Origin of the sequence: Halorubrum sp. C191, from assembly GCF_002727095.1 — an archaeon.
Taxonomy (GTDB): Archaea; Halobacteriota; Halobacteria; order Halobacteriales; family Haloferacaceae; genus Halorubrum; species Halorubrum ezzemoulense.
Map to the genome: position 1 here is coordinate 1 of NZ_NHNZ01000099.1, position 20,368 is coordinate 20,368.

A 20,368-nucleotide genomic window follows, 5' to 3' on the forward strand; every position below is an offset into this window, starting at 1 on the left:
GCGTACACATCCGTCAGTCGCCGTCAGCGGGGTTCCCGTCGCGCGTCTTCACGGCGACGCCGGAGCCGAGCTGCTCGGCCTCCGCGCCGGAGAGTTCGGCGCGGCCGACCCCGAAGATCGCTCCGCTTTCGTCGACGACGAGCACCTCGTCGCCGGGGCGGATCCCGTCGTCGGCCGCGGTGACGAACTTCGCGAACGCGTTGCGCCCCTCGCGCACGAACGGCTCGCTCTCCTCGCCGACGACCATCCGGTGTCGCGGTTCGGGGAACGCGTCGGCGATCCGCTTCCCGCCGGCGAGCCCGAGCGTAAACCGGCCGTCGGTGCCGTACGAGACGAGTCGGTCGCCCTCGCTGCTGCCGGGGGTGTCGTCGACGTCGCCGTCGATCACCTGCCGCGGGCGGCCGCCGCTCGACCGGCGCACCGTGAGCGGGGCGTCCGGCGGGAACAGGGCCTCGCCCGCGTCGGCCCCGAACTGGTAGTCGGCCGCGGTCCGGAGGTCCGCGAGCGTGTCGGCGTCGGTCATGGCCGCCGTTCTCAGCGCGCGCTGAAAGCGGTTGCGACAGCGCCCGAAGCCGCCGGGCCGACCCCTCAGCCGAGCGTGGGGTACGACGCGGCGACCCCGTCGCCGTCGACGCGCCAGCGCTCGGCTATCTCCCGGTACGCCGCCGGGTCCGCGGCCGAATCCGGCGGGACCGCCTCCGGCGGCGCCTCGCGGAGCGCCGCCCGAAGCGCCTCGCGGTCGATCGGTTCCGGTCCGGCGTCGTTCCCCGCGAGCAGGTCGGCGAGCCGATCGCCCGCCGACGCGACCGCCCGCGCGTCCTCGACCCGCCGGCCGAGGTCGAGCGCCGCCGTCAGCCGACCCGCCGCCGCCTCGGCGTCGCCGCGCTCGGCCGCCGCCGCGCCCAGCGACGCGAGCGCCTTCGCCTCGGCCTGCGCGAACCCCCCCTCCCGGGCCGACTCGACCGCGGATTCAAGCGCCGTCGCCGCGGCGTCGGCGTCGCCGCGAGCCAGCGCCGCCCGCCCGCGGATCCGGTCCGTCTCGGCCAGCCGCTTGCGGCCCGCGTGGTCGTCGAGCAGCGCCGCGGCCCGTTCGACCCGCCGCTCGGCCGCGCCCGGATCGCCGCGGTCGACCGCCACCTCCGCGAGGATCGCGGTCACCATCGCGCGCCGGGCGTCGGCGTCGAGCGCGTCGAAGCGGTCCAAGGCAGTCCTCAGGAACCGCTCCGCCCGGTCGAAGTCGCCGGCGAGGTGCGCCGCGCTGCCGAGGTGGCTCAACGCGAGCGCCTCGCACATGTCGGAGCCGATCCGCTCGGCGATCGCCCGGGCCTCCGCCGCGCGAGCGACTGCCTCGCCGACGGTGCCGCGCTGCTCCGCGATCGCGGAGAGATTCAACTGCGAAATCGCCTCTCGATGTTCGTCTCCCACCGTCCGGTAGCCGTCCAGCGCGCGGCGCGCGGTCCGCTCGGCGGCGTCGAGGTCCCCCCGCCGCCGCAGCGCGACCGCGAGGTTCGCCCGGACGTTCGCCTCGCCGTGGGTGTCGTCGTGGGCGCGGAACAGGTCGCCGGCGACCCGGTAGTGCTCGAGGACCGCGTCGGACCCGTCGAGGGCGTCGAGGGCGTTGCCGGCGTCCGTCATCGCCTTCGCCTTCGCGATCGGGTCGCCGGTCCGCGCGGCGATGGCGCACGCCCGCGACGCCGCCTCGTACGCGGCCTCGTAGTCGCCGTCGAAGTGCGCCGCCTGCGCCCGCCCGCGGACCGCCGACGCGAGCCCGGTCCGATCGCCCGCGGCGGCGAACAGCTCCTCGGCCCGCCGGAACCGCTCCCGCGCCGCGTCGTACTCGCCCCGCCGACGGGCGACGTCGCCGTACCCCCGCTGGCGCTCGGCCGCCCCCGCCTCGCCGGTCGGCCGCCACGCGTCCAGCGCCGCCGCGGCGCCGTCGAGGTCGCCGGCGTCGATGTACATCCGCGCGACCCACTCCGGCGGCCGGTCGCGCAGGTCGTCGGGGCACGCGTCCGGGAGGTCGATCCACGCGTAGCGGACGCGACCGTACAGCGCGGCGAGCCGCGGGTACCGCCGTCCGACGCCGTACACCGACCGGACGGTCGCCGCCGCCCACGCGCTCGGGCCGCGCTCGATCCGGTCTATTGCCGGCGCCTCCCCGCCGACGGCCCGCCGGACGCGGGACCGACGCGCCGGGTCGTCCGCGAGCGCGAGCAGCCGCGAGACGACCCGGCCCACGCGTCTGGCGACGACCGGCTCCGGCTCGCGGTCGACGAGCCGCTCCAAGAACAGCACCGACCACTCGTCGTGGACCGCGCGGTACTCCCCGTCGCCCGCCCGGACGAGGACCGTCCCCGCGAGGCGGTCGAGCGCCCGTCGGACCCCGTCGACGGTCGGCGACGGCTCGCGGTCGATTCCGCCGCCGGTCGCCCCCTCGCGATCGTCGACGAGCGCGTACGCCAGCGTCCGGAGGTCGCTCGCGCCGGCGACGTTGAGGAGGTTCACCAGCACTGCGACGTCCGCGGTCGGCGGCGGGCGGTTCCTGACCTCGCGCACCGCCTCCGCGACCGCCCGCTCCAACCCCGACGCGGGCGCGGCGCCGCCCGCTTCATTCTCCGGCGACGCCTCGCCGGCGTTCTCATCCGCCTCTTCCGACCGAACGGTCCCGCCTCGGACCGCGCGGACGAGGCGGTGGCCGAGCGCGAGCAGCTCCCCCACGCGCTCGTCGTCGTCGCCGCGCACGTCGTCAAGCAGCGAGCTCGGGTCGGCCGCCGGCGCGGTTCCGGTGCGGTCGGCGACGTGGCGGACGAACCGCTCCACCTCGCGCTCGTCGAGTCGGGGCATCCGAACGGTCTCGATCGCCCGCCGGTAGCGGAGGTCAGCGGGCGACAGCGGGAGCCCGTCGAGGTCGTCGTACGGCTCCTCGCGCGCGTCGAACAGGAACGACACGTCGCCGCAGTCGGCCAGTTGGCGGGCGACGGTGATCGCTTCCGCGGCCCCCGGGTCGACGGCGTCCTCGACGACGACGAGGTGGTGTCCGTCCCCCCCGGTGACGCGTTCGCGCAGGCGGTCCGTCGCGGTGAACGGGTCGCCCCCGTCGCTTGTCCGGTACGTCACCGGGCCGCGTCCCGACCGGTACCACTCGACCGCGACGCTCCGGCAGACGGTGCTCTTGCCGCTTCCCGGCGGCCCGACCAGGGCGTGGTCGGTCCCGCCGGCGAGCCCCTCGACGAGTGCCCCCGCGAGCTCGCGCCGCTCGCCGTCGCACGCGACGCTCCTCTCGAGGACGTGTCCCGCGTCGACCTCGGGGAACGACGCCGTGGCCCGCAGCGGGCCGCACGGGTTCGGATCGCCGGCGAGGCGGTCCTCGTCGACCGCGCGGAACCCCTGCGCCGAGAGCGATCCGGCCCCCTCGTCGTTCGGATACCCGCGTCCCAAGAGGCCGCCGTCGGACGAGCGGCGCGAGTCACGCGAGCCGTCGCCGCCGAGCCGGCCGCCTCCGGGCCGGTCGTCCTCGGACCGGCCGCCTCCGGTCCGCTTCCCCGCCGCGCGCCCGGTCGCCGCGAGCGCTTCGGTCGTGTCGCGGCCCCGCTCGATCAGCCCGCGCACCTCGGTCTCCGCCCACGCGACCGCCTCTGGCTCGGTCGACGCCGTCACGCCGTGGAGCGCGCCGTCGTCGAAGACGAGGAGCAGCGCGGTGTCGTCGGCCGCGACGACCCCCGCGTCGACGGCGTCGACGGCGGCGATCCGACAGTCGTCCCGGTTCGCGACGGTACCGAGGTCGTCCGCGAACCGCTCGGTCGCGTGGCGGTACGCCCGATCCGCCAGCGCCAGATCGACGGAGCCGCCGCCGACGGCCGCGCGCCGGAGCCGCTCCGCCACCCGCGGGTAGGGGAACGCGGGCAGCGCGGCGGCGACCGAGTCGGCGTCGGCGAGCGCGTCGTCGAGGGCCTCCAGCGGTCGGTACGGGTCCGGCGCTGCGGCCCGGTGCGTCTCGGCCTTCCGGAGGACCGCGGGGTCGACGCCGACGTCCGCGCCGAGGGGGTCGAGCACGTCGCCCGCGGCCGCGAGGTCGGCCGCGGCCGTCAGGAACTCGCGGTACTGTTCCGCGAGGAGGCGGCCCGAGAGCGTCGTCAGGTAGCCGTCGGTCTCGCCGGCGACGAGCCCGGCCGCCTCCAGCTCGTCTATCGCGCGGTTCACCGTCGACCGGGAGTGGCCGAGCGCGTCGACGAGCTCATGCTTTCGCAGCGGCTCCGCGGCGAGCCGTTCGAGGAAGTCGAGGCGACGCTCGACGACGCCCGCGAGCTCCGACGGCTCGGTCATACGTCCCCCCGCACCGTCCCCACCGACATAACTGTTTCTTCGATGACGACTTGGCCCGCGCGGTGACACAGTGTTTCACGGGGTGAGAATAAGCCGGACACCGGCGCAGTGGTACCCATGAGTGGGGATCGGACGAGCGGGAGCGACGGCCCGGGCGCGGAGACGCCCGACGGGACGGAACCGACCGACCCCGCCGAGGCGTCGAAGGACGGGAGCGACGGACCGGCGACGCATGGACGCGACGGTCCGAGCGCGACCGGCCCGGAGGAAGCGAGGGCGGCGGCCGGCGGACCCGACGCGGCGGCCTCGGACTCGTCGCGGCGCGCAGAGCGAACCGTCGCCGCGGCGCGGACGGCGGCGAACGAACTGGCCGCGTGGGACCCCGACGACGCCGCCGCCCTCGTGCGGTCCGTCGGCGAGCGCTTGGCGGACGGAGAGACGATCAGCCGGCTCGCGCGGTCGGCGGCCAACGAGACGGGGCGGGGGCACCCGGGGACGAAGGCGGAGAAGGTCGCGACCGAGATCGACGCCGCCCGGCGGTCGGTCCGAGACGCGCCGACCGCCGGCGTGGTCGACCGCGACGGCGCGGCGGGGACGGTGACGGTCGCCGGGCCGCTCGGCGTCGTCGGCGCGGCGGTCCCCGCCACGCACCCGGTCGTGGTCCCCGCGGTCCTCTCGCTGTACGGGCTCGCCGCGCGGAACGCGGTCGTCCTCGCGCCGTCGCCGTCGGCGGTCGAGACGTGCGACGCGGTCGTCGAGACCGTCAGTCGCGCGCTCGCCGACGCCGGCGCGCCGACGGACGCGGTCTCGATGCTCCCGGCGCCGCCCTCGAAGCCCGAGACGGACGCGCTGTTCGAGCGCGCCGACTTCGTCGTCGCTGCCGGCTCCGAGACCACCGTCGCCGCGGGACAGCGCTGTGGGACGCCGAACGTCGCCGCGAGCGCCGACGGCGTCGTCGCCGTCGCCGACGGGTCGGTCCCGGCCCCGGCCGTGGCAGCGCGGGTCGCGGTCGGCGCGACGTACGACTTCGGGGCTCACCCCGCGGGCGACGCCGCGGTCGTCACCGTGTCGCCGGCGGTCGACCCGCTGTGCGCCGCCCTCGAAGACGAGGGCGGGTACGTCCTCGACGCGGCCGAGCGCGACCGCCTCCGCGCGCTCCTCGGCGACTCGGAGGGCGGCGAGAGCGAGGCACGCGCCGCAGGTTCGGACCCGCGCGGGAAGTCGCCGCGGCGGCTGGCGGCCGCGCTCGGCCTCCCGAACGCGGCGCGTCAGACCTCCTTCCTGATCGTGACGCCCGACAGCGCCGACGACCCGCTCGCGACGCTGCCCGGGATCCCCGCGATTGCGGTCCACGGCCGCGACGGGTTCGACGCCGCGCTCGGGCTCGCCGCCGACCTCGGGTCCCCTCACGCGGCGGCGGTCCACACCACTCAGCAGCGCCGCGCCCGCCGGGCCGCGGCGCGGCTCGTTCCCGGGCGCCTCGTCGTCAACCAGCCGGGGATCGCGGCGACGGGGGCGCGCTCGAACGGGTTCGAGGCGGCGCCCGTGCTGGGCGGCGGGGCCGCCGAGGGGAGCCAGCTGTGCGGCGGGCTCACGCCCGCCCGCCTCGCGCGGACGACGACCGTCGCGGCGACGAGCGTCGTCGACGGCGCGTCACACCGGAACGGCGCGGGCGACACGCTCCGCGGGCCCTGAAGCGGTCTCCGCACGGAGGATCTGAAGCGGTCTCCCCGCAGCCCGTGAAACGTTTCCCCGCGTGCTCCGCGGCCCCGTCAGAGCTCGATCTTGTCCACGATCGAGCCGTTGCCGTCCTGCCCGTCGCTGTGGGTGTTGATCGCAATCGTCTGGACCCGGTCTTCCAGCAGCGACCCCTCCATCTTCGCCTTCAGCAGCGAGTCGACCTGGTAGACGCCGGCGGCGTTGTTCATCCGGATCACGACCTGAACGGGCGTCTCGTCGCCCTGACGCAGCGAGACGCGCTCGATCGCCTGCGAGGAGACGGTGTTGATCCCGCGGCCGCCCTCCTCGTAGGGGACACGCGAGCGCCCGCGTTCCATGTCGAGGCCGTCGGCGATCCGGACGACGCCCGCCTCCAGCGTGAGCGGCTGTTCCTCGGTGTGGTGACAGAGGATCGCGTGGAGCACCTCCGCCTTCACGCGGACCCGATCGGCGACGCCGTAGAAGGAGGGGAGGAGGTCGTCCAGCAGGTCCGCCGCCAGCGGGATCGAGTAGTAGGGGTGGTCGTGGCGGTGGACGACGTGGCCGATGTCATGGAGGGTCGCCGCGAGCGCGACGATCACCGGCTCGTCGGCCTCGTCGAGCCCCTGCTGGCGCGCGCCGTTGAACTCGACGCCGCCTGACTTGAGCAGGTCGTACAGCCGGAGGGCGCGGTCGCGCACGATCTCGACGTGTTTGGCGCCGTGGTCGTTGTACCCCTTCCGGGCGACCGGGTTGACGTTCTGCGCCTCCAGGTAGGTGAGGACCTCTTCGTCGGATTCGAGCCGGTCGAGGACCTCGTTGAGCCGCCCGTCCGGGAACGCGTGCTCGGCGTCCGGGTCGTACTCGTGACGCGTAGCGTCGGTGTCGGCGTCTATCTCCTCGCGCGCTGCGGGCGCGTCCTCCGCGGTCGGGTCGTGGGCGTCGTCGCCGTCGGTGGGCTCTGGGCCGTCGTCGGTGGGCTCTGGGCCGTCGTCGGTGGGGTCGCTCATGCCTCTCTCAGAGTGTCCCGGCCGGGATAAATGTGCGAGACGCGCGGCCCCGCGGTGACGCTCGGCCCCGTAACGACGACCGGATCGGCCGTGCCCCCCGCCTCGCACGCTCCCGGACGCGGCGGCCGCCGAGGCGGGAACCGCGGAGAGCGGGCGGGCAACCGGCCGCGGCGGCAGTTTCGGCGCGAGGCACAACGTATAAGCGCGCGACCGGTCCATGTACCGGTGTGACCCGATCCGCGTCCGCGTGCGGTCCGCAGTCGGCGTCAGCGACGCGGCTCTTCTCGAAAAAACGCGCGTGATCCGTCCGCCGGCGGGAGTGGCGACCCCGTCCCGGACGACCCCCGACCCGCGCGCACCGGCCCGCTTACCGATCCGGACCCACCGCAGCACCCCATGACAGACACGACCACCACGACACCCTACGCGACGCAGACGGACAGCCAGGCGACCGACGCGCCCTTCGAGGGCGTCTACCCGGCGATGACGACCCCGTTCACCGAGGACGACGCGGTCGACCACGACCAGCTCGCGGCGAACGCCCGGTACCTCGAACGCGCCGGCGTCGACGGCGTCGTCCCGGTCGGCTCGACGGGCGAGTCGGCGACGATGAGCCACGACGAACACGTCGCGGTGATCGAGACGGTCCGCGACGCGCTCGACGACATCCCCGTGATCGCGGGTACCGGCTCGAACAACACCGAGGAGGCGCTGTCGCTGTCGCGGCGCGCGGCCGACGCGGGCGCCGACGGCCTGCTGCTCATCTCGCCGTACTACAACATGCCCGAACCGCAGGGCTTCCTCGACCACTACCGGACCATCGCGGACGCGGTCGACCTCCCGCAGATCGTCTACAACGTCCCGAGCCGCACGGGCCGGTCGATCCCGGCCGATGTCACCGTCGAGCTGGCAGCACACCCGAACATCCGCGGCTACAAGGCGGCCTCCGGCGACCTCAACCTGATCAGCGAGGTGATCGAGCGGACCCGCGACGAGGCGTTCGCGGTGCTGTCGGGCGACGACGGGCTCACGCTCCCCGTCCTCTCGGTCGGCGGCACCGGGACGATCAGCGTGGTCGCCAACGTCGAACCCGAACGGACCTGCGCGATGGTCGGCGCCGCGCTCTCCGGCGACTACGACCGCGCGCGGACGCTCCACCACGAGCTGTCGCCGCTCGTCCGCGAGCTGTTCGCCGAGACGAACCCGATCCCGGTGAAGGAGGCGATGTACCTCCGCGGACGCGGCGCCCCCCGCGTCCGCTCGCCCCTCTCGCGGCTCTCCGAGGGACGCCGCGAGGCGCTCCGAGACCTGCTGGCCGCGTACGACGAGCGCGCGCCGGGGACGATCGACCCGACGGCCGTCGCTCCCGTCGGGACCGGGGGCGCCGAATGAGCGCCGACCCCCTGTCGATCGCCGTGACGGGCGCCGGCGGTCGCATGGGCCGCGAGGTGATCGAGGCCGCTGCCGCCCGGGAGGGCGTCACGGTCGCGGTCGCCGTCAACCGGACCGAGACCGACCCGGTCGCGGGCGTCGCGGTCGGGGACGCAGACCGCCTCGACGACCTGCTCGCGAGCGAGGCCCCGGACGCCCTCGTCGACTTCACCGGCCCCGACTCGGCGGTCGCGTACGCCGCGGCCTGCGCCGACGCCGGCGTCCCCCTCGTCACCGGGACGACCGGGTTCGGGGACGCGCAGATCGACGACATCCGCGCCGCGAGCGAAGCTGTGCCCGTCCTCAAGGCGTCGAACTTCGCGCGGGGCGTCGCGGCGCTCCGCCGGGCGGTCCGCGAGGCGGCCGCGGCGCTACCGGGCTACGACGTCGAGCTGACCGAGACGCACCACAACGCGAAGCGCGACGCCCCCTCCGGCACCGCGAAGTCGATCCTCGACGACGTGGAGGGCGTTCGCGAGGACCTCGACGAGCGCGTCCACGGCCGCGAGGGCGCCGCGCCGCGCGAGTCCGGAGAGATCGGCGTCCACGCCCGCCGTGCTGGGGACGTGACCGGCGAACACGAGGTCCTGCTGGCCGGGAACCGCGAGACGCTCGAACTCACGCACCGCGCCGGCGACCGCGGGGTGTTCGCCGAGGGCGCGCTCGACGCCGCCGAGTGGCTCGCCGAGCGCGACCCGGGCTGGTACGGGTTCGGCGACGTGCTGGACGCCGGGGCCGCCGATGAATAATGACGAGACATACTTACTTCGACGAGTAAATACCGCTACTCATCCATACACCATCCAATGAGCCTCGAAGCCGACGTTTCCGATCTGTGGGACCGCTATCAGGACGGGCTGACCGCTGCGGACGCGACCGACGAGGACGCGGCCGTCGTCGACGAGTTCCTCGCCGCCCTGGAGGCCGGCGAGGTCCGCGCCGCAGAGAAGAGCGGCGACGACGTGACCTCGTGGGAGGCCAACGAGTGGGTCAAGCGGGGGATCCTGCTCAACTTCGGCCTGCGCGAGACGGAGCCCCGCGAGTACGGCGGCGTCACCTACCACGACGTGCTCCCGCTGCGCGACACCGCCGACCTCGCCGAGCGGGGCACGCGGAACACGCCGGACGGGACCGCGATCCGCCGCGGGGCGTACCTCGGCAGCGACTGTATCATGATGAGCCCCTCGTTCGTCAACATGGGGGCGTACGTCGGCGACGGCACGCTCGTCGACTCCTGTGACACCGTCGGCTCCTGCGCGCAGCTCGGCGAGAACGTCAAGCTCGGCGCCAACACCCTGATCGGTGGCGTCCTCGAGCCCGTCGAGGACGCGCCCGTAATCATCGAGGACGGTGTCTCCCTCGGTGCGGGCTGTCGGGTCACCTCGGGGTTCCGCGTCGGCGAGAACACGGTCGTCGGCGAGAACACCCTGCTGACCCCCCGAATCCCCGTCTACGACCTCGTCGAGGAGGAGGTCATCTACGGGCACCTCCCGGCCGAGCGACGGGCCTTCACCCGGATGGTGGAGTCGTCCGTCGGCGACCACGACCTGTTCGAGGGCGGGGCGTACAAGCCCGCGGTCGTGGCGACGCACGTCGAGGAGGAGACGCTGGAGGCAACGCAGCGGGAGGACGCGCTCCGCGAATGAGCGACGCCGAGGCGGCCGCGGGAGCGACCGACGAGGCGGACGGCGACAACCCCCCGGTCCGCCGCGTGAGCGACTGGGACGCCGGGCGCCTCCGCGGGCTCGCCGACGCCCACGGGACGCCCCTGTACGTCCAGGACCTCGACCGGGTCCGCGAGAACTGCGAGCGCCTGCTCGCGGCGTTCCCCGACGCGGACGTGCGGTACGCCGTCAAGGCGCACACGGGCCAGGCCGTCTTGGAGACCGTTCGCGACGCCGGCCTCGACGCCGAGTGCGCCTCGGCGGGCGAGGTCGACCGCGCGCTCGCGGCGGGCTTCGACGGCTCCCGGCTCCACTACACCGCGGTCAACCCCCCCGCTCGCGACCTCGACTACGTCGCCGGCGTCGCGGAGGCCGACCCGGACCTCACCGTCACGGTCGGCGCGGTCGACACCCTCGACCGACTCGCGGAGCGCGGGTACGACGGCCGGGTCTGCGTCCGCGTGAACCCCGGCGTCGGCGCGGGCCACCACGAGAAGGTCACCACCGGCGGGGCCGCGAAGTTCGGGGTCCCGTACGACCGCGCCGCAGAGGTGACGCGGGACGCGGCCGAGCGCTTCGACGCGGTCGGGGTCCACGCCCACGCGGGCTCCGGGATCGACCCGGACCAGCTCGACAGCCACCGCGAACTGGTCGCGCGCATGGGCGACCTGGCGCGCGAGCTGACCGACCCGGACGCCGAGGGGGCCGCTCCCCTCGACCTCGAGTACGTCGACGTCGGCGGCGGGTTCGGCGTCCCCTACGAGGAGGACGCCCCGGCGCTCGACCTGCGGGCCGTCGCCGACGCCACCCGGGAGGCGGTCGCGCCGCTCCCCGAGGGCGTCGACCTCGCGATAGAACCCGGGCGGTACGTCGTCGCCGACGCCGGCGTCCTCCTGGCGCGCGTGAACACGGTGAAGCCGACGCCGGACGAGACGGTCGTCGGCGTCGACGCGGGGATGACGGACCTGCTCCGTCCGGCGATGTACGACGCGTACCACCCGATCCGCAACTTGGGGAGCGGGCGGGGGCGCGAGGGAGGCGACGCGCCCCCCGTCGGAGAGCGGGAGGCAACCCCTGTCACGGTCGCCGGACCTATCTGTGAGACCGGCGATGCGTTCTGTGAGAACCGAGCGCTCGCCGAGCCGGTCCGCGGAGACCTCCTTGCGGTCGGCGTCGCGGGCGCCTACGGGTACGAGATGGCGAGCCAATACAACTCACGACCGCGGCCCGCGGAGGTCGCGCTCGACGACGGAACCGCGACGATCGCCCGCCGCAGGGAGACGCTCGGCGACCTGACGACGGTCGAACGCGAGATCCCGCGCGACCGAGCCGGCCGATCGGAGGGCGACCGATGAGCGCCCACGCCGTCCCGGTGGAGAAGTACCACGGCACCGGCAACGACTTCATCGTCGTCGACGCGGACGCCGAGGGCGTCGGCGACCGCGCGGCGTTCGCGCGCGCGCACTGCGACCGCGGGACGGGCGTCGAGGGAGACGGGGACCGCCGCGGCGCCGACGGCGTCCTCTTCCTTAGCGTCGCTGAGCGGTTCGACCCGACCCGCGTCGTGATGACGCTGGTCCAGCCGGACGGCTCCACGGCGACGATGTGCGGCAACGGCGCCCGCGTCGTCGCGCGGTGGGCCAACGACCGAACGGGTGACCGCGAGTTCATGATCGACACGCAGGCCGGGACCCGGCGGGCGACCGTGAACGCGGACGCGACCGCGGCCACCATCGAGATGGGCGAGCCGACGTTCGACCCGCGTCGCGTTCCGGCCGCCCGCGGGGGCGCCCTCGCGGACGAGCCCCTCGTCGACGAGCCGGTCGCGGGGCTGCCCGTCACCGCCGTCAACACCGGCGTGCCACACGCGGTCGCGTTCGTCGACGGCGGGCGCGACGACCCCGACGGCATCGACGCGGTCGACCTCGACGCGGTCGCGCCGCCGGTCCGTCACGCCGACGCCTTCCCCAAGGGCGCGAACGTGAACCTCGCGGCCGTCGTCGACGACGGGTCGGGCGACGGCCCCGCGGTGCTCGACCAGCGCACATTCGAGCGCGGCGTCGAGGGGGAGACGCGGTCCTGCGGCACCGGCGCGGTCGCGGTCGTCGCGGCCGCCCGCCGGCTCGGACTGATCGAGGGCGAGACCGCGGTGAGCCGCCCCCCGGGCGGCGAGCTGGAGATCGCGGTTCCGGACCGCGGCCACGCCACCCTGACCGGTCCGGTCGCCCACGAGTTCTCGGGGACGCTCCCCGCCGACCCGCGATGAGCGACCGGAGCGACGCCACCCCGGGCCGCGACGACGAGTTCGACCCGGTCTCGTTCCTCGAAGACGCGGTCCCGATCGCCTCCCACGAGTCGGTCGAAGCGATGCGCGAGCTCGTCGTCGAGACGCTCGCGGCTCGCGCGACCGACCCCGTCGTCGACGCCGACGGCTGCGTCCTCGCGGAGAAGCGATCCCCGGCGCTCGATTCGGGCCCGCACCTCGTGTTGAACACGCACCTCGACACGGTGACGCCGCACGTCCCGTTCGAGCGGGGCGAGGCGAGCGCGGACGAACGTGGCGGCCCCGAGGCGGACGCCGCGGCCGGCGAAGCGGTGATCCGCGGGCGCGGCGCCTGCGACGCGAAGGGACCGCTTGCGGCGCTGTTGGCGGGCTTCCTCGCCGCCGACCCCGAGCGCGGCCGGATCACGCTGGCGCTCACGCCCGACGAGGAGGCGCTGTCGCTCGGCGCGGCGGCGCTGACGGGCCGACTCCCGGGGACCGACGACCGACTCGACGGCGACCTGTTCCTCGTCGGCGAGCCGACCGGGCTCGACGCCTGTACCGCGGCCAAGGGCCGGTTTCAGGCGACCGTCGGGCTGTCCGGAACGGCTGCCCACGCCGCGGAGTTCGCGGGCGCGAACGCGGTCGCCGCCGCGGAGGACGCGCTCGCGGCGATCCGGGCGTTCGACGCGGACGCAGCCGACCATCCGCAGCTCGGGTCGCCGAAGCTCACCCCGACCGTCATCGAGGGGGGTGCGGCGACGAACCAGGTGCCGGCGGACTGCGAGATCACGGTCGATCGGCGCAGCGTCCCGCCGGAGTCCGCCGAGGAGTTCCGTGAGTCGCTCGCGGCCGCGGTGCGGGCGTCGCTCGGCGACGGCGCTGGGGAGGACTCCGGCGACGTCGACACCGCGGTCGCGCTCACCGACCGCGAGTCGCCGTTCTTGGAGGCGTTCACGACGGAACCAGACCACGAACTCGTCCGAACCGTCGCGGCCGCGGCGCGGGACGCGGGCGACGCCGTCGGTCTCCCGAGCGGGCGCGGCGGGGGCGTGCGCCCGTTCGGCGCGGCGACGGAGGCGTCGTACTTCGCGCCGGCGCCGACGGTCGTGTTCGGTCCGGGGGATCTCGCGGACGAAAGCGGGGCCGTCGCGCACGCCGAGCGGGAGTACGTCCGAGTGCGCGAGGTGGAGGCGGCGGCGGCGACGGTCGAGCGCGCGCTGTCGACGCTGCTCGGGTAGCCCTTCGGGTGGCTCCTACAACAGGAACTTCTCCTCGTCCTCCGCGAGGTCGACGAAGTCGTCGGCGGCCTCGATCAGCTCGTCGGCGGCGGAGTTGCCGAACCCCATCGCCTCCACCCGGACCCCCTCGTGACGGAGGTGCGAGCAGAGCCGGGCGAAGTCGCCGTCGCCGGTACAGAGGACGACGGTGTCGACGTGGCTCGCGAGCGAGACGGCGTCGAGGCTCATCCCGAGGTCCCAGTCGGCCTTCTTCGAGCCGTCCGCGAACGTCTTGATCTCCTTGATCTTCGTCTCGAAGCCGATGTCGCGGAGCGCCTCGAAGAAGCTCTCCTCCTCGGGGGAGTCGGCGCGGATCACGTACGCGATAGCGCGGACCAGCGACCGGTCCGCGACGGCCCCGTCGAGGAGGCCGGAGTAGTCGATGTTCCGCGAGTAGAAGCTCTGTGCCGAGTGATACAGGTTCTGTGAGTCCGCCAGCACCGCGACGCGCTGGTCCGGGTGAATGTCGGTCATGGGTCTCCATTCACCCCCCGCCGTTAGGGGTTTTGGGATCGGCGCGACCGCCACCCGCGGTCGGTCCCGTCGCGCACGACTCCCCGTGCGGTCCCGGCGGACGGGACCGTTACGACCACCATAGTTTATACCGAGGCCTGAAGACCGTGGCCCATGGACGAGAAGCGGTTCGTCGTCGCCCTCTTCGGCCTCGCGGTCGCGATCGTCGCCGGTTACGTGGCTTATCGGTTCGTCGCCCCGCTCACCGTCGCCGTCTTCCTCTACTACTCGACGCGGCGCTTCTACCACCGGCTCGAACGCTTCCGGCTCCCGTCTCGGGTGCGCGCGGTCGTGTCGCTGTCGCTCATCGGCGTCCCGCTCATCGGCCTGGTGAGCTACACGCTGGTGTTGCTAATCCTGGAGGCGCGGCGGTTCATCGAACAGTACCCCGTGGCGGACACCATCGGCGCGGAGAACTCGGTGATCGGGGACCTCGCGGAGCTGTCGAACCCGACGGCCGACGAACTGCTCACCGCGTACCGCTCCGGGCAGTTCGACCCGCTCATCGACCTCGTCTCCGAGCAGGCGTCGCTCCTAGCGAGCACGGTCTCCGGGCTCGCCCTGAACCTGCTCATCACCGTGGTCGTCACCTACTACCTGCTCATCGACGGCGACAAGTTCCACGACTGGCTGCTCAGCTTCGACGACGACGCGATCGTCCGCGAGTACCTCGAGACCGCCGACGCAGAACTGGAGGCGGTGCTGTACGGGAACCTCCTCAACGTGATCGCCATCGGGGTCATCGCGGTCGTCACCTATCTCGGGTACAACGCGGTCGCCCCCGCCGCGGTCGAGATCCCGTACCCGACGCTCGCGGGCGCGCTCACCGGCGTCGCCAGTCTGATCCCCGTGATCGGCATGAAGATCGTCTACATCCCGCTCGCGGCGGCGATGTCTGTCCCCGTCGCGCTCGACGGCGAGGTCTCGCTGCTCGTCTACGTCGCCGGGTTCCTCGCCGTCGCGGTCGTGGTCGTCGACACCGTCCCGGACATCGTCCTCCGACCGTACTTCAGCGGCGAGACGACGCACGTCGGGCTGCTCATGCTCGCGTACATCTTCGGCCCGGTCGTGTTCGGCTTCCACGGCCTGTTCCTCGCGCCGATCATCCTCGTGTTGGCGCTGACGTTCGCGGACACCGCGCTGTTGCGCCTGCTCGGCGTGGAGCCGGACCCGCGGTCCGAGGTCCCCGCCGGCCAGCGTCGGCTTGACGAATTCTGAGTCGTCGCGGGGCCCCGAATTCTGAGTCCTCGCGGGCCCCGGTGTGTCGAGCGCGCGGTCGTCGGACCACTCGGCCGTCTAACCCGTCGGCCGCGGCGAGCCGAAGTCATTTATCCCCGGTCGACGACCGGGGTACGTATGCGACTACACGTCATCGGCCTCGGCGGGGCCGGGGGGCGGATCGCCGACCGACTCGCCGCCGACCGCGGCGGCGATCCGTTCCTCGCGGGCGTTCACGCCTTCGACACGGACATCGACGCGCTCGGGGCGCTGGACGCCCTCGGCGAGGAGCGTCGGTACCGGTTCGGCGACGCCGCGGGCGGGGACGGGCTCGGCGGCGACCTCCACGCGGGCCGCCGGCTCGGCGACGCCCACGCGAGCGAACTCGGCAGGGCGCTGGACGACCAGCGGCCCTCCCTCGCGGAGGCGTTCCTGCTCGTCGTCGGCCTCGGCGGCGCGGCCGGCGCGGGCGCGGCCCCTGCGCTCGCCGAGGAGCTCTCCCGGCTCTACGACGCCCCCGTCTACGCCTTCGGATTCCTCCCGACGCCGGGCGAGACGGAGGAACCGGACGACGGCGGTCCCGCGAGCGCGTCTGACGGCCCCGCGGGCGCGCCTACCGACGGGGCCAATGCTGCGGGACCGGGCGGCGATCCGGCGCCGCCGACGCTCCATCGGCCGCTGGCCGAGCGGAACGCCGCGCGGACGCTCGACGCGCTCTCGGACCGCTGCGCGGCGGTCTTCCCCTTCGACAACGCGGCGTGGATCCGATCTAGAGAGACGCTCGGGGACGCCCGCGGGCGACTGAACGAGGTCGCCGCCGAACGGATCGCGGCGCTGTTCGGCGCCGGCGAGACGCCGGACGGAACGGAGACGCCACAGCAGGTGCTCGACGCGAGCGATATCGCGCGCGCCGTGGGGAGCGACGGCGAGATCGCGGCGATCGGCCACGCGACGCAGGCGGTGGACCCGCCCGACTCGGGGTCCCGATTCGGGCTCGGGCTGTTCGGCTCCGATGAGCCCGCCGAGGTGGACACGAGCGCCGCGGTGTCGGCGATCGAGACGGTCATCCGGAAGGCGACCCGCGGGAAGAACACGATCGAGGTCGCCGGCGGGCGCGCCGACCGGACCCTCCTCGTGGTCGGCGGCCCGCCCGCGTGGCTCAACCGAGAGGCGATCGCCGACGGGCGGCGCTGGCTCGCCGACGAGACCGGCTCGGACGCGATACTGAGCGGCGACGCACCGGTCGCCGACGGCGACGCCGTCTCGGCGGTCGTGATCCGTTCGGGGCTCGACGAGCCGGAGCGGATTCGAGCGATACGCGAGACGATCGAGTGACTGCGCCGCCGCTGATCGGCGGGGAAGCGTAGATAGACGACCGCGGACCGGACCCCGACCCGAACCGGTTAACCGAGTGGCGCGCCCAGTGAACCCGTGACGACGCAGGCAGACCTCGGAATCGACCTCGACGTGCGCGACGCCGCGGCCGTCGCGGAGCGCCGCGACGAGATAGTCGCCGCCGTGCGCGACCACGCGGGGCGGATCGCCTACCAGCTCGCGCGGCTTCAGGGCGGCGACTACGGGCGCGAAACGCTCTCGACGCCCGGCGGCGAGTGGACGGTAAAACACGAGGCTGGCGAGCTGGAGTTCCTCCTGTTCTCGCCGAAGTCGGGCTCGGACACGTACGTGATCTCGACGAAGCAGCCGCCGGAGCCGGCGGCGCTTTCGACCGCGCTCGACGACTACGCGGCGTTCGTTGCCGCGTGGAACGAGCACGTCGACTCGCTCTCGGGCGTCCTCGACGGCGTGAGCGCGGAGTTCCCAGAGCCGGCGACCACCGAGGGCGTGGTGGCCGAGCGCGACCGCGTCCTCGACGAGATCCGCGACACCTGCGCGGTGATCGCCGGGGAGATACACCGGTACGAGGGAGACGATTACGGGACGTTCACCGCGCGCGTCAAGGGCGACCGCTGGGAGCTAAAACACGACGAGGGGGCCGTCTCGTACCTCCGGATCGGGGGGTCCGGCGGGCTCTACCTCCTCTCGCAGTACGGCGCCCCCTCCGCGGCCGACGTCCGGGAGTACGCCGACCGGTTCCGCGGCTTCGTCGAGACGTACAACGAGTTCGTCGACGAACTCGAGAGCGACCTCGAACGGATCTCCGTCTGACTCGCCCTCCCAGCCCCTCGCTCGGCCTGTCGGTTCGTCCCGTCCGCCCCTCGTTCGGCTCGTCGGTCCGTCCCCTTCGGCCCCCGCTCAGCCTGTCTGTTCGTCCCGTCCGTCCTTCCGACGCACCGAGGCAGCTCTCTCGGCTTTGATCCGTATCTGTGTGTATTCGACGGGTCGATTGGCAATACTTATTCATCTCTGTTGGGTACCGACCCGCACATGTCGATCACTCTTCCGGGGCCGACGCTCGGCGTTGTCGGCGGCGGCCAGCTCGGCCGAATGCTGGCCGAGGCCGCCGCGCCGCTCGGCGTCGACCTCGTCGTGTTGGACCCGACGCCCGACTGTCCGGCGGCGCCCGTCGCGGCCGACCAGATCGTCGCGGACTTCGACGACGCGGACGCGATCGGCGAACTGGCGGCCCGCGTCGACGCCCTGACCTTCGAGATCGAGCTCGCGGACCCGGCGGTCCTCGCGGCCGCGAGCGAGGACCACGACGTGCCGGTCCACCCCGACCCGGCCACGCTGGAGACGATTCAGGATAAGCTGGTCCAGAAGGAGGCGCTCGCCGACGCGGGGATCCCGGTCCCCGAGTTCGTCGCGGTCGCCACCGCCGGGGGGCTCGAACGCGTCGTCGAGGAGTTCGGCGGCGTCATGCTGAAGGCCCGCGAGGGCGGCTACGACGGCCGCGGGAACGTCCCGGTCGAGACGCCCGACGAGGCGGCCGCCGCGCTCGACCAGATCGGCGGCGCGGCGATGGCCGAGGAGTTCCTCGACTTCGAGCGTGAGATCGCCGTGATGGGCCTGAAAGGCGCCGACGGCGAGACGCGGACGTACCCGGTCACGGAGACGGTCCACCGCGAGGAGATCCTCCGCGAGAGCGTCAGTCCCGCCCGCGCCGACGACGCGGTCGTCGCCGAGGCGGAGTCGGTCGCCCGCGACGTACTGGCGGTCCTCGACGGCCGGGGCGTCTACGGGATCGAACTGTTCGAGACCCGCGAGGGGGAGGTGTTGGTCAACGAGATCGCGCCGCGCCCGCACAACTCCGGGCACTGGACGATCGAGGGCGCGCGCACCTCGCAGTTCGAGAACCACGTCCGCGCCGTGCTGGGGTGGCCGCTCGGCCCGACCGACCTCGTCGCGCCCGCGGTCACGGCGAACGTCCTCGGTGACGCAGAGGCGACCGGACCGGCGACGCTCCGGAACGTCGAGTCCGTCCTCTCCGCGCCCGACGCCGACCTCCACTGGTACGGCAAAGACGACGTGTACCCGCTCCGGAAGATGGGGCATCTGACCGTGACAGGCGGAAGCGACGACGGGGCCGACCGCGACGCGCTGCTCTCACACGCGCGAGAACTCCGGGACGGACTGACGTTCCGCGACGCGTAGCTCGCCTCGATGTCTGACAACGCTCCCGGCGGCGTCGCGCCAGGCGCCCCTCGCGAGTCGCAGTCGATCCGGCTCCCGGAAGAGCGGATCGAGGCCCTTCGGGAGTGGGCGGAGGCGGGAACCGGCTTGACCGCCGCCGCCCGCGTCCGCGACCCCGACGGTCGGATTGCGCTCGTGAAGACCTCGTGGTCGGACGGGTGGGTCCTTCCGGGCGGCGCGGTCGAACCCGACGAGTCGCCCCCGACCGCGGCGGCGCGGGAGGTCCGCGAGGAGACGGGACTCGACGCGGCGATCGACGACCCGGTCGTCGTCTTCGAGCAGTCGTACGTCGGCGCCGAGGGCGGTGCGGTCGCGTTCGAGGCTGAGTACGTCGTCTACGCGGCCCGCGCCGCGGGGCGTATTCCTGACGCCGCCGGTCTCGGTGTCTCTCCCGACGAGATCCGCGCCGCGCGGTGGTTCGAGGCTGTCCCGGCCGCCCTCCACGACGGCGCCCTGCTCCGCCCGTACCTCTGAACGCCGTCCGGGAGACGGAGCACACCGGCGTCGCCGCATCCGGGAGTTCCTTGTAGCCCTCCGCCGAACGCCCGATCATGACCACGGTAGACGACCTGATCGAGCGGCTCGAATCGGAGGCTGCGGCGGACGCCGACCCGTCGACCACCCCCGACGTGGGGATCATCATGGGCTCCGACTCGGACCTCCCCGTCATGGAGGGCGCCTACGAGGCGCTCGAGGACCTCGGCTTCGCGGAGCAGACCGACTTCGGCGACGCGCCGGACGCGCGGTTCACCTACGAGAGCTACGTCGTCTCCGCGCACCGGACGCCGGAGCTGATGTACGCGTACGGGGAGACGGCGACGGCCCGCGGGCTGGACGTGATCGTCGCGGGCGCGGGCGGGAAGTCCGCGGACCTGCCGAACATGACCGCCTCGATCGCGTATCCGGTCCCCGTGATCGGCGTGCCGGTTCAAGAGAAGTCGGTCGACTCCGTGATCGGCATGCCGACCGGGGCCCCGATCGTCGCCGTCGACGCCGGGAAGTCGTACAACGCAGCGCTGTCGGCGGCGCAGGTGCTCGCGCGCGAACACGACGAGGTCGAAGAGCGACTGCTCGACCTCCACGACGGGCAGAAAGCGGGCGTCGCGGACGTTTCCGCCGACCTCCACGACCTCGGTATCGACGGGTTCCGCGACCGGTGAGGGGGGGTCCGTCCGCTCCGTGGCCGCCCACTCGCGTCTCCCTCGACCGCGACCGTACCGTGCCTCACGCCTCCCCAGCCTCGCTGTTCGCGCTCTCCGAGCGCTCACCGCTCCATCGCGCGTGCTGCCTCGCGAGCCTCCGTCCCGCTCGTAGGCACGCGCCACCGCGACCGCGCGTCGGTTTATAAAACCGGATGCCTCGTCTCCCACCGAATCG

Annotated in this window: 17 protein-coding genes; 13 read left to right on the plus strand and 4 right to left on the minus strand. The window is 73.8% G+C overall.

From position 1 onward, the window contains the following. Positions 1 to 13 precede the first annotated feature (13 nt). Together Z052_RS09160 and Z052_RS09165 are read right to left on the minus strand one after the other, a co-directional pair. Positions 14 to 523, minus strand: a complete 510-nt coding sequence (locus Z052_RS09160; RefSeq protein ID WP_086216954.1) for a PUA domain-containing protein — start codon at positions 521 to 523, stop codon at positions 14 to 16. A gap of 65 nt (positions 524 to 588) precedes the next feature. Beyond that, positions 589 to 4,323, minus strand: a complete 3,735-nt coding sequence (locus Z052_RS09165; RefSeq protein WP_094520752.1) for a MarR family transcriptional regulator — start codon at positions 4,321 to 4,323, stop codon at positions 589 to 591. A 117-nt stretch (positions 4,324 to 4,440) separates the two neighbouring features. On the opposite strand from Z052_RS09165, the gene Z052_RS09170 reads away from it, so the two are divergent. Then, entirely contained in the window at positions 4,441 to 6,018 is a 1,578-nt protein-coding gene (locus tag Z052_RS09170; RefSeq protein WP_094520753.1) for an aldehyde dehydrogenase family protein, read from the plus strand. 77 nt (positions 6,019 to 6,095) lie between these two features. Here the strand turns inward: Z052_RS09170 and Z052_RS09175 are convergent, their stop codons facing one another. After that, entirely contained in the window at positions 6,096 to 7,031 is a 936-nt protein-coding gene (locus Z052_RS09175) for an HD domain-containing protein (protein WP_049931250.1), read from the minus strand. 396 nt (positions 7,032 to 7,427) lie between these two features. On the opposite strand from Z052_RS09175, the gene dapA reads away from it, so the two are divergent. The 6 genes from dapA to Z052_RS09205 are packed head-to-tail and all read left to right on the plus strand — an operon-like array spanning position 7,428 to position 13,630. After that, positions 7,428 to 8,423: a 4-hydroxy-tetrahydrodipicolinate synthase gene (gene dapA / locus Z052_RS09180; RefSeq protein ID WP_086216650.1), complete on the plus strand. Its 996-nt coding sequence runs from the start codon at positions 7,428 to 7,430 to the stop codon at positions 8,421 to 8,423. Continuing rightward, complete coding sequence (gene dapB / locus Z052_RS09185) at positions 8,420 to 9,211, plus strand: 4-hydroxy-tetrahydrodipicolinate reductase (protein ID WP_094520754.1); 792 nt, start codon at positions 8,420 to 8,422, stop codon at positions 9,209 to 9,211. Before dapA ends, dapB begins: the two co-directional genes overlap by 4 nt. A 57-nt stretch (positions 9,212 to 9,268) precedes the next feature. After that, positions 9,269 to 10,108 (plus strand): 2,3,4,5-tetrahydropyridine-2,6-dicarboxylate N-succinyltransferase, encoded by an 840-nt coding sequence (locus Z052_RS09190; RefSeq protein WP_049931247.1) that lies wholly within the window; start codon positions 9,269 to 9,271, stop codon positions 10,106 to 10,108. Beyond that, positions 10,105 to 11,481, plus strand: a complete 1,377-nt coding sequence (lysA, locus tag Z052_RS09195) for a diaminopimelate decarboxylase (RefSeq protein ID WP_094520755.1) — start codon at positions 10,105 to 10,107, stop codon at positions 11,479 to 11,481. The genes Z052_RS09190 and lysA overlap by 4 nt, the downstream gene beginning before the upstream one ends. Further along, positions 11,478 to 12,392, plus strand: coding sequence for a diaminopimelate epimerase (dapF, locus tag Z052_RS09200; RefSeq protein WP_049931244.1), 915 nt, complete (start codon positions 11,478 to 11,480; stop codon positions 12,390 to 12,392). The genes lysA and dapF overlap by 4 nt, the downstream gene beginning before the upstream one ends. Beyond that, positions 12,389 to 13,630 (plus strand): M20/M25/M40 family metallo-hydrolase, encoded by a 1,242-nt coding sequence (locus Z052_RS09205; RefSeq protein WP_099288986.1) that lies wholly within the window; start codon positions 12,389 to 12,391, stop codon positions 13,628 to 13,630. Before dapF ends, Z052_RS09205 begins: the two co-directional genes overlap by 4 nt. A gap of 15 nt (positions 13,631 to 13,645) precedes the next feature. On the opposite strand, the gene Z052_RS09210 is transcribed toward Z052_RS09205, so the two are convergent. Continuing rightward, positions 13,646 to 14,143, minus strand: a complete 498-nt coding sequence (locus Z052_RS09210; protein ID WP_049931242.1) for an NYN domain-containing protein — start codon at positions 14,141 to 14,143, stop codon at positions 13,646 to 13,648. Positions 14,144 to 14,296: 153 nt separating this feature from the next. On the opposite strand from Z052_RS09210, the gene Z052_RS09215 reads away from it, so the two are divergent. From Z052_RS09215 to purE, 6 genes are all read left to right on the plus strand, one after another. After that, positions 14,297 to 15,400: an AI-2E family transporter gene (locus tag Z052_RS09215; RefSeq protein ID WP_094520757.1), complete on the plus strand. Its 1,104-nt coding sequence runs from the start codon at positions 14,297 to 14,299 to the stop codon at positions 15,398 to 15,400. Positions 15,401 to 15,538: 138 nt separating this feature from the next. Then, complete coding sequence (locus tag Z052_RS09220; RefSeq protein ID WP_094520758.1) at positions 15,539 to 16,735, plus strand: hypothetical protein; 1,197 nt, start codon at positions 15,539 to 15,541, stop codon at positions 16,733 to 16,735. Between the two features lie 96 nt (positions 16,736 to 16,831). Further along, the gene (locus Z052_RS09225; protein WP_049931235.1) at positions 16,832 to 17,566 is read left to right on the plus strand and encodes a hypothetical protein; all 735 of its coding nucleotides are present in this window, start codon (positions 16,832 to 16,834) and stop codon (positions 17,564 to 17,566) included. A 219-nt stretch (positions 17,567 to 17,785) separates the two neighbouring features. Continuing rightward, positions 17,786 to 18,952, plus strand: a complete 1,167-nt coding sequence (locus Z052_RS09230) for a 5-(carboxyamino)imidazole ribonucleotide synthase (protein WP_099288987.1) — start codon at positions 17,786 to 17,788, stop codon at positions 18,950 to 18,952. Between the two features lie 9 nt (positions 18,953 to 18,961). Continuing rightward, positions 18,962 to 19,465: an NUDIX hydrolase gene (locus Z052_RS09235; protein ID WP_089307901.1), complete on the plus strand. Its 504-nt coding sequence runs from the start codon at positions 18,962 to 18,964 to the stop codon at positions 19,463 to 19,465. 77 nt (positions 19,466 to 19,542) lie between these two features. Further along, positions 19,543 to 20,151: a 5-(carboxyamino)imidazole ribonucleotide mutase gene (gene purE, locus Z052_RS09240; protein WP_086220038.1), complete on the plus strand. Its 609-nt coding sequence runs from the start codon at positions 19,543 to 19,545 to the stop codon at positions 20,149 to 20,151. Positions 20,152 to 20,368: the final 217 nt, after the last annotated feature.